Source organism: Chamaesiphon sp. OTE_8_metabat_110, from assembly GCF_031382685.1.
In the GTDB taxonomy this organism is placed as follows: Bacteria; Cyanobacteriota; Cyanobacteriia; order Cyanobacteriales; family Chamaesiphonaceae; genus Chamaesiphon.
In genome coordinates this window covers 1-9,661 of sequence record NZ_JANMZA010000344.1, presented here as the reverse complement: position 1 = coordinate 9,661, position 9,661 = coordinate 1, and the positions used below count along the sequence as shown (strand labels likewise).

General features: G+C 42.4%; 7 protein-coding genes and 1 pseudogene. 4 read left to right on the top strand and 4 right to left on the bottom strand.

The window, feature by feature from the left end:
* The 4 genes and pseudogenes from RMO52_RS12635 to RMO52_RS12620 form a co-directional block, all read left to right on the top strand.
* Positions 1-244, top strand: a pseudogene (locus RMO52_RS12635) (hypothetical protein); the annotation flags it as partial.
* 117 nt (positions 245-361) lie between these two features.
* The gene (locus RMO52_RS12630; protein WP_310414654.1) at positions 362-589 is read left to right on the top strand and encodes a type II toxin-antitoxin system YhaV family toxin; all 228 of its coding nucleotides are present in this window, start codon (positions 362-364) and stop codon (positions 587-589) included.
* 131 nt (positions 590-720) lie between these two features.
* Positions 721-1,239, top strand: coding sequence for a hypothetical protein (locus RMO52_RS12625; RefSeq protein ID WP_310414652.1), 519 nt, complete (start codon positions 721-723; stop codon positions 1,237-1,239).
* Positions 1,240-1,263: 24 nt separating this feature from the next.
* Positions 1,264-3,189, top strand: a complete 1,926-nt coding sequence (locus RMO52_RS12620) for a hypothetical protein (RefSeq protein WP_310414649.1) — start codon at positions 1,264-1,266, stop codon at positions 3,187-3,189.
* Between the two features lie 154 nt (positions 3,190-3,343).
* Here RMO52_RS12620 and RMO52_RS12615 read toward each other — a convergent pair whose 3' ends face one another.
* The 4 genes from RMO52_RS12615 to RMO52_RS12600 all read right to left on the bottom strand — a co-directional run.
* Complete coding sequence (locus RMO52_RS12615) at positions 3,344-3,844, bottom strand: GNAT family N-acetyltransferase (RefSeq protein WP_310414647.1); 501 nt, start codon at positions 3,842-3,844, stop codon at positions 3,344-3,346.
* Positions 3,838-4,107: a DUF1778 domain-containing protein gene (locus RMO52_RS12610; RefSeq protein ID WP_310414644.1), complete on the bottom strand. Its 270-nt coding sequence runs from the start codon at positions 4,105-4,107 to the stop codon at positions 3,838-3,840. Before RMO52_RS12610 ends, RMO52_RS12615 begins: the two co-directional genes overlap by 7 nt.
* Positions 4,108-4,373: 266 nt before the next feature.
* A complete protein-coding gene (locus tag RMO52_RS12605; RefSeq protein ID WP_310414657.1) occupies positions 4,374-5,003 on the bottom strand; it encodes a response regulator transcription factor in 630 nt (209 codons plus the stop codon).
* On the bottom strand, positions 5,003-9,661 hold a 4,659-nt coding region (locus RMO52_RS12600), incomplete at its 5' end, for a PAS domain-containing protein (RefSeq protein ID WP_396134964.1). The genes RMO52_RS12600 and RMO52_RS12605, both read right to left, overlap by 1 nt.

The window sequence follows — 9,661 nt, the reverse complement described above, 5'->3', positions numbered from 1 at the left end:
TGATGTCGAACGGCTCCAGCAAGGTTTGAGCGTGGTGATGAGAGCTGTGCGGGTAGTCGAAAATCATCCTGAAGATGCGGACACTTTAGCTTTATTAGTAGAAACGGTGTCGATGTTAGGGAGTATATCCACTGTTTTACCAACGAGATCTAGTTTCCCACCCTTGGAGCCTGAAGATATTCCAGCGGAGTCAGATGATGAAGTCATCCTCGCTCCAGATTTGCTCGCTCGTCCGTTAGGGTAAGCGTGTGTCAGATTTACCGATGGATTTAGCCGCTCTAGAAGTCTCGTATCAGTGTGGCAAATCACAGTCAGATTTTAGCTACAATCATCGTAAGCAGATTCCTGAGATAGCGTGTCAATGAATACTCAGTTAGTAGGCTCGATCGTGCTGCGGGAACGGGTGAAGCAGTTGAAAGCTGAACTACCGGAAGCAGATTATCTCGGACATCCCGATGTGAAACTTTTAGCTGCTGTGATGGTGGGGATTAAGGAGAAGATCGTCCTAGATCCTCTGGCTGCTCAGTTTGCCTTGACTGGCTCGTTGCAGCGATATGGGCGGATAAATAAATTTTATCCAGAAGGATAATATGTTCACTTTAACGGGGAACCCTTAGTATATGCAGAAGTCATAATTCTCATTGTTTGCGAAGAGTGAAGATCTCAACTTACGTTGAGATCTTCACGAGTTCTAATTACCTTGTCTTTTAAGTTATTTTAATGAATATTGACTCAGCAAAAGAAAAATTTGACAAGATATGCAAAGAGCTAAAGCAAAACAATATCCCACTTGAAACAGAACAAGATGTGCGATTCCAGATTATTGACCGCATACTTATAGAAGTTCTAGGCTGGGATCGAGAAGGAATAAGAACTGAGCCACATGTAGATTCTGGCTATGTTGACTACTTAATATCTGCTGAAGGACGTAATAGATTTGTAGTAGAAGCAAAGCGTGTTTCTAAACTTTTAATTGATACCCACCAACCACGGATGGCTTCATATAAAGTAAGTGGTTCAGCAATTCAGTCGGCTATGCAAGGTATGGAACAGGCACAACGTTACTGTACAGATACGGCTGTATTATTCTCTGCATTGACAACTGGTATTGAGTGGATTGGATTTTGGGCAGTCCGCACAGATGGAATACCCCCCAAAGAAGGAAAAGCAATAGTATTTCCTAGCCTTGAAGCTATTGAACAAAAGTTTGCAATATTTTATGATTTATTTTCTAGATAAGGAATCCTAGATAATTTGTACCAGGTGCATATACATGAAGCAGAAGGTCTACAAGTTAGTCAAGGTGAAATTTTAGAATCAGTTATTGAACTTTCTGAGAGAAGGTTACTTCACAAAACATCTTTGTTAAGAGATTTAGAAAGTGTTTACCGTAGCTTTTTTAGTACAATCTCAGGGGAAGACCCCGATATGCTTGCACAGTGTTTTGTCGAATCAAAAGAAAGCCGTGCCGCAGACGAAAGCCTTGAAAAAATTTCCAGAAATTTGTTGAACAAAGTTGATGTCGTCAATTCAGAGCAAGGGACTGAATTAGCAAATCAGATGCGAGAATCTATAGATCTACAAAAAGGTGAGTTTGTTTTAATCATAGGAAATAAAGGAGCAGGAAAATCTACATTTATCGATCGTTTCTTTCGCTTGGTGCTAGATAGTAAACTTCGTGAAGGTTGCTTAGTTCTGCGCCTAGATCTTGCAGATTCAGATGGGAATCAAAACACAATCTCTGACTGGCTCATCAGCAAACTTAAAATAGAATTAGAAACAAATTTATTTAAAGACAATTATCCTACCTACGAAGATCTTCAAGGTATTTTCTTTCAAGAATATAGGCGATTAAGTGAAGGAAAATATAAGCCACTGTACCAAAGAGACAAAAACGAGTTCAAAGAGAAATTTGGCGAAATCATAGGGAAAATAATTGAAAACAAACCACAAGAGTATGTTAGATACTTAATTAAAAATGCTATTTCTTCAAGAAAATTAATGCCCTGTATAGTATTTGACAATACAGATCATTTTCCACAATCTTTTCAAGAATCTGTTTTTCAATTTGCACAATCAATTTATAGAGAATGCTTTTCTTTTATTATCTGCCCCATAACAGATCGCACGGTTTGGCAGCTTTCAAAGTCAGGACCACTACAATCTTACGATCATCGAGATTTTTATTTACCAGTGCCTTCTACTAAAGAAGTTCTTACAAAGCGTGTTGAATTTATTAAATCAAAATCTCAGGAAGATTCTGACATAAATAGGGATTACTTCACGAAGAAGGGTATTCGATTGTCATTTTCTGATGTTAAAGCATTTGCTTTATCAGTAGAAGATATTTTCATTAATGAAGATTATGTAGGGCGTACCATTGGATGGCTTGCTAATTTTGATATTCGCAGAAGTCTTCAAATAGCTCAAAGACTTATTACTTCACCAATCATGGATATTTCTGAATTAATTAAGGCTTATGCAATTGGTCAACGATTCAGGCCGCAGAGACGAAATATTAAAAAAGCTCTTCTTTTTGGGGATTACAATCATTTTTATCAGCAAGATAGTAACTTTATTCTGAATATTTTTGAAGTTGGTTCTAATTCAGTTACAAGTCCACTCCTTAAATTATCAATTCTCCGTCTACTTATAGATGTTTACTCTAATACTTCGGAGCCAGAAAATATCTATCGTTCTGTTGAAGATATTTTGAACTATTTTGAACCTGCAACTGTAAGCATAACTATCGTCAAAGAACACCTTAAAATTTTGCTAAACTATCGCCTCATTGAACCTTACGATCCAACAGATATAGATGTTTATGAAGCTCAAAGAGTAAAAGTGACTCATTGCGGACGTATTCATTACGAATTTGTAACAGATGATGTGGAAGGTATGTATATGAGTGAAATGTCACTAACGACTCCTGTTGCTAGCCAGGAATACATTTCAAAGACTAGAGATATGTTGAAATCAGGAAAATTAAGAAGTGAGGATTGGAATAGAATCATTGAATGGTTTGTTGATTATTGTCTTAAACAAGATAAAATCTTTATATCAATACCAAATAGTAGTTCTTATCAAAGCCAAAGAATTTTCAGAGAAACTCTGAGCCAGACATGGATAAAAAAGAGAGTTGTTAATAAAATAAAATCTATTAATGGCACACAAAGTTACGATGATTAATAAATTCGGAAGTGAATATCTATCGCAACGAAATCGATACAATATCCTGAATCAATTCACTACTAATTCTGCCCACCATTTGATGAGGTGTTGGGTCAGATCCTATCGCGTAGCGTCGGCTTTGCCGAATCGCTATGCCAACGATACAACAAATTTACGATTTGATGGTTGCCAAGGGAATAAATAAAGACATTGGCTGGGAAGGTAAGGCAATAAAACCATATTTCAAATAAAAATCTCTCGCTGATTCATTAGTTGCATCAACCACAATTGCAAATATGCCAATCTCGCGAGACAACACAATCGCTCGTCGAAAACATTCCATCAACAATGCCTTTCCTAAACCTTCTCCTCGTCTGGTAATATCTACCGCTAATCGACCGATCCGCATCGCCGGAATCGGGTAGCGGGGCAAACCTTTCTGAAATTCTGTGGGTAAAATATCGATCGTGATTTCTGCCATGCTGACTGAATAATAGCCTGCTATTTGGCGATCGTCAGCATTAGCCAAAGCGACAAATGTTGTAGCAATTCCCTTGCGGTGGTTTTGACTGGCATATCGCTGGAGATAATCATTTAGTTCGACAACTCCACAATCAAAACTCTGTCGGTCGAGCGATTTATCTAAAGCACAAAATATCCACTTATCTACCATCGACCGTATTTTTGTTGATGCTCGACGATCGCTCCTTGCAGAGTGGGATTAGCTACCGGAGGATCGTTAAGATAACTATTTAAAAATTGGGCATCATTAGCATCTAACTCGATCTTTTCCCGCGTTGGTATCCCTTCATCAATCGAATTAAGAGCCAACTCCTGCAAATATTCTTGCAGTGTAAATCCCCAATTAGCTGCGGCTTGCTGGAGTAGTTGTTGCTGTTGGGCATCGAGTTTTAACTCAACAGTGATAGTTGCCATAAAGTTTGTGGTACTCGCCGATCGTTCTCTCTCTATTGTAACCTAGCCAGTTTAAGACAGCGTAGGCTTTTTCCCCGCAACGTTTTTCGCTCATTCTCAATTTGCGAATGGCGATTCTCTGACGAGAGGCTGTACCTACGGTAGGCTTTGCCAACGCCAATGATTAGCCGGAAGGGATAAATTATTATTACAGACGATTACCTCCGGTAGGCTACGCCAACGATCTACTGGCTGCTCTACCCTAGAAACATCGATCGAACTAGGTTCTACAGATAGACAATTCCGCGTTTAATAGCAACAATCACGGCTTGAGTCCGATCGTTCACACCCAACTTACTTAAAATTCGATTAACGTGAGATTTGACAGTGCTTTCACCGATATTCAAAGCAGCCGCGATGTCTAAATTATTCATCCCCTGCGCCATCAACCGCAGGACATCTAGCTCTCGTTCGCTTAGTTCTGGATTATTCATTCGCTGTACCAGTTTCGCGCCTACTTCTGGCGGTACGTACTTCTGTCCGCTATGAATCATGCGAATCGCATTCAGCAGCTCGTGGGGTTTAGCGTCTTTGAGTAGATAACCTTGAGCACCCGCTTGCAATCCGCGATAGATATCCTCATCGCCATCATAGGTGGTGAGCACCATAATCCGAGCCTGTTTAAATTCAGCACAAATCGCCACGATCGCTTCAACGCCACTCATCTGGGGCATTCGTAAATCCATCAGCGTCACATCGGGTTGATATTCCCGAAATAGCGCGATCGCCTGTCGCCCATCTTCTGCTTGAGCGATCGCGGTCATTTCTGGATCTCGATCGACGATCGTCGCCAATCCCTGCCTGACAATGGCAACATCGTCAGCAATCAACACCCGAATTGTCGTGGATTGGCTCATCATGATGTTCCCGCTCTATTTACAACGATCGTAATTTCTGTCCCTTGCCCAGGTTGGCTGTGAATCGTCAGTTGTGCGCCAATGCGGTCTGCCCGTTCGCTGATTCCTAGTAATCCAAAGCCGCCCACAGCGGGGATACTCCCAACGCCAAAGCCTATGCCATCATCTTTAATTTGTAAGCTACATTGTGAATGTTCGTATGCTAATTCAACTCGAATTTCGCCAGCATTGGCATGTTTGATGGCATTGGTTAATGCTTCTTGTCCGATTCGGAGTAAGTTATTTTCAACCTCGGCTGGCAATGGATAGGCTATACCTTTAATTTCATAAACCAGAACGGTATCGGCGGTGGCTCTCATTTGAGTTATGAGGCGGTGCAGGGCACTATCTAAATTGCCTTCTTCCAATAGCTGGGGACGAAGTGCCTTCACAGATCGCCGCGCCTCAGCCAGTCCGCTGCGTGCCAATTCATCGATGGTTTCCAGGTGTGCCTGGGTTGCCTCCAAATCGTCTGCTAATATTTGCATTGCAGCTCCATTTTGAAGCAAAATACCTGTAAAGGATTGGGCGAGCGTATCGTGAATTTCTCGTGCCATCCGGTTGCGTTCTTCCAGAATTGAGGCTGCTTCAGCGAGTTTACGATCGCTAATATCAAGAATCACCCCTAACATTCGCATCGGCTGTCCGGCTGCGTTATAAATGCCTCGACCTCGACCAAACAACCAGTGAATAGTACCATTTGGATAGATCGCTCGATATTCGGCTTCAAAATCGGTATGAGTTGCTAGAGCTGCTGTAATAGCTTGCTCGATGCGAGGAAGATCTTCTGGGTGAACTCGATCGCGCCATGCTTGGTAGCTACTCTCAACTTCACCTGGGACTAACCCCAGCAAGCGGAAATGGTTATCGTTCCAGTCTACTGTATCCGCCACGATATTCCAGTTCCAACTGCCGATGTGGGTGAAATCCATCGTCAGCCTGCGTTGCTCTTCACTCTGCTGCAGAGCGTTTTCCACTCGTTGACGCTCTTCAATCTCCTGAGAAAGGAGCAAAGTCCGCTCGGTGACTTGTTGCTCCAATGTTCGGTTGTAATCGGCTAGCAGTCTCTCTGCTTGTTTGCGCTCGGTGATGTCTTGAAAAGCAGCGATCGCATAAACCACGTTGCCCTGTTCGTCAAAGATGGGAGTTCCCCACACCTCAATTGGAATGGTTTCATTGTTCTGGCGAATGTCTACATCGTCAACCGTGGTGCATTTGCCGCTCAACGCTCGGATAATTGGCATGTTTTCAGTCGAATAGATTCGATCCGTTCCCGTCACATAAAATTGGTAAACCTCGGAGATTTGCTCTGTGGCTACGGCAGGATCGATCCCTTTGCCCATAAGCTGAATACCACGTTGATTGGCATAGTAAGGGCGACCATTCGCATCAACGATCCCAACTCCCACCGGAATCGCTTCTAAAAATTGAGCCATCTGACTTTCGCTAGCGCGCAACTTTGAGTAGAGTTTAGCGTTTTCGATCGCGATCGCTGCCTGGGTTGATAATAGCTTCAGAACTTGAGATCGATCGGGTGTAAATGCCCCAGTTGCTGATTGATTTTCCAGATACAACACGCCGACGAGTTTAGTTTGATTTAGTAGTGGCAAACATAAGATAGATTGTGTTTTGTGGTGTTGAATATATGGCTCGCTAATAAAATTACCTTCACGATTAGCATCATTTAAGAGGACAGATTCGTGAGTACGAATCACATACTGAATCATCGATTCGGGTAAGCGATTTGCGATTGGTATCGATTGCAGCACTCGCAGATCGCCGACATTCTGACGATCGTTAAGTTCGTAAGCAGCTTCGATCGCCCATTCCCCTGAGTTTTCTAAAATCAGACATCCAGTTTGTGCGCCAGCATTTTCGATTAAGATCTGCATCAAAGAACCGAGCAACTGCTCCAGTTCAATTTCACTCGAAATCGCCTGAGATGCTTTCATCACCGTAGCTAAATCGAAGGCAGTGGGTGAGTGATTAGAAGTGGTTCCAGAAGTAGTGTGGATTGGCGTGTTAGCCATGCCCGACGATTGAGGAAAAAACTGTGGGTAGCGGGTTTCTAAATCTTTCACTTTCGCCATTGCTCCCCATCGTTCATAGCAGTAGTGTGCTTCTTTCATATAGGTTTGGGCAAACTTTTCCCGACCTCGAAATAGGTAAAACCTGGCAGCTAATTCATAGGCTAATGCTTCTTCTTGAAGATACTCATTGTCTCTAGCACCTTGAATCGCTTGTTCGTAGAATTCTTCTGCCTCAAGCAACCGATCCAAAACTCGCGCCGTCTCTGCTTGCACCAACTGATATTTATGCAAATAGTTCATGGGCGCGCGATCTGCCCAGTGCTTCATTTTTTTCTGACTGATAGCAACTTTTATGAGAATTTCTGCTTGCACTCGATCGCTGCTATCGAGATAGGTTGCCAGTCTTGCCAGAGAATCATAGAGATAATAAAAGGGAACAAAAGATGTGCCTACTATTTGAGTCAAATAGCGTTCTGCTATAGCTGCGTTTTCAACTGCCTGGGCATAATCAGAAAAGAGGTAGTAGAGGATGAGCTTATTGGCATAGACATCAAAGATTGCAGTTCCATCATTGGCTACTTCATGTTGTGGTAGCCTATCCTGCTCATTATAGAATTCTCCGACTAAACGCGTCGGAGTGACCGAGCAGCCCCTCAAATTTGCAACAGTTTGATGGAATATTTGATTCCAGGTGAGTGCCGTTTCCTGGTTGATTTGGCGAATTGCCTCATTATAGGTTGTCATCTTGTGTTCAACTTCTATGAGTTCCTCTCCAACTGCATAGGAGTTAAAACAATAAGAGTGAGCGGCATAAGCGGCAAACTCCAAGTCTCCCGTTTCAAGCCCGCTTTGGTAGGCTTCTAACAATGGCTGAAACGTCTTCCTCACATGCTCCTTCCAGTGAATCGTGAAGGTATTCACAATGAGCAATGTTCTGGCTCTGAGTGAATGGCTCTGGGGTCGTGACAATAGTTTCAAGGCTAACTGTCCAAATTCATAGCCTGTCTGGATGTCTCCGACCCTTCCACATAGAATTAAGCCAAAGTTAGCGTAAGCAAAGGAAGATGTAAGCGCATTTCCATATTCAATTGACAAGCTAACTTGTTTAGATACCAGTAACGACATTAAACCAGGAGCCGCTATCCAGGCTGAAATCGTAATTCTAGATAGGATTCGCATCACTACTAATTTATTTGGCTCGCTCATTTCCGGTAAATGAATCAAGTCCTCAATCGGTTTCTCTTTAACAAGGCGCGAGACTGCATCTAGCTCAATCTGAATATCTAACTGCCCTGGTTGCTCAGGAAAACTAATCCCAAATTGTGGTAGAACTTGCAGCACAGTGTTGATTGCTTTTAATGGCTGACCTTGTGCGATATATGCTTGAGTTTTGATTTCATGAACTTTTACGCTGTCGAAAATAGTTTTGGCCGATTGCAGAACGATCGCCGCCCAACATTCCACCTGCTCAAATTCACCACATAAATATGCGATTTCGGTTGTTTCCAAATATAAATATAAGGTCAGGTCATAATCTATTTGCCAGCTAGAATCTGCCAGCCATGCTCTTCCGGTGGCTAAATATTTTTTAGCAATACTATAGGCGATCGCCCCTTTTGCTTTCTGAGCTGCCATCAAATTCAATTGAGCAATTTTATTACGCTCTGCTTGATTGTTGACCAGTTCAAGCCCATGATTGAGATGATCCACAATTTCAAACAGCCGATACGATCGTCGCTCTGGCGGTATTTTTTCGAGTAAATTGCGACCGATTTGAAGATGAATCGCTTGTTTCTGCGTTTCATCGATTAAGGCATAGGCGGCTTGCTGCACGCGATCGTGCAAGAACTTAAACTCTTGAATTAATAAGTCCTCATCTAATTCAGATAAGGGTTGAATTAATCCAGCTTCGATTGCTACTTGTAAATCCAGGAAAACTGTTTGAGGAGAACTGTCGCCAACGATCGATAATGTATCTAGATTAAAATTAGCCCCGATACAAGCTGCTAATCGCAGCATTTGTTGTGTAGCCTCTGGCAGTTTTTTTAACTGAAACAGCATCAATTCCACCACATTATCGGTGATATTTGTAGCTCTAATTTGAGTAATATTCCACTGCCACCCTTCTTTACTTCCCCCCTTACCAAAAGAGGATTGAGGCGGTTCAAATGTTAACAGATTTTCGCCATACAGCAATCTCAAAAATTCATTGACAAAAAAAGGATTGCCCTCAGTTTTACGCAGGACTAATTCAGCTAGAGAACGAACAGTATCAGTATTCTGATGTAGCATCTCGGCAATCCACTGACTCAACGGCTCAATTGCCAGGGGTGAAAGCACAATCTCCTGAATTACTGCCCCTTGTTTTCGCAGATTTTCCAGCGTTAAAACAAGTGGATGCGTGGGAATGACTTCATTATCGCGATAGGCTCCAATTAAAAACAGGGATTGGGCTTGCTCATCCAGCAGCATCAGCTCGATTAAATTAAGGGTTGCTGAGTCAATCCACTGTAGATCGTCTAAGAAGATCGTCAGGGGATGTTCCTTGGCGCAAAACACCCGTAAAAACTGCCCAAAAACTCGATGAAA

What these genes read in the sequence shown, in the direction of transcription:
- RMO52_RS12605 (WP_310414657.1), bottom strand. Translation starts at nt 5,003, where the DNA reads ATGAGCCAATCCACGACAATTCGGGTGTTGATTGCTGACGATGTTGCC.
- RMO52_RS12625 (WP_310414652.1), top strand. Translation starts at nt 721, where the DNA reads ATGAATATTGACTCAGCAAAAGAAAAATTTGACAAGATATGCAAAGAG.
- RMO52_RS12615 (WP_310414647.1), bottom strand. Translation starts at nt 3,844, where the DNA reads ATGGTAGATAAGTGGATATTTTGTGCTTTAGATAAATCGCTCGACCGA.
- RMO52_RS12630 (WP_310414654.1), top strand. Translation starts at nt 362, where the DNA reads ATGAATACTCAGTTAGTAGGCTCGATCGTGCTGCGGGAACGGGTGAAG.
- RMO52_RS12610 (WP_310414644.1), bottom strand. Translation starts at nt 4,107, where the DNA reads ATGGCAACTATCACTGTTGAGTTAAAACTCGATGCCCAACAGCAACAA.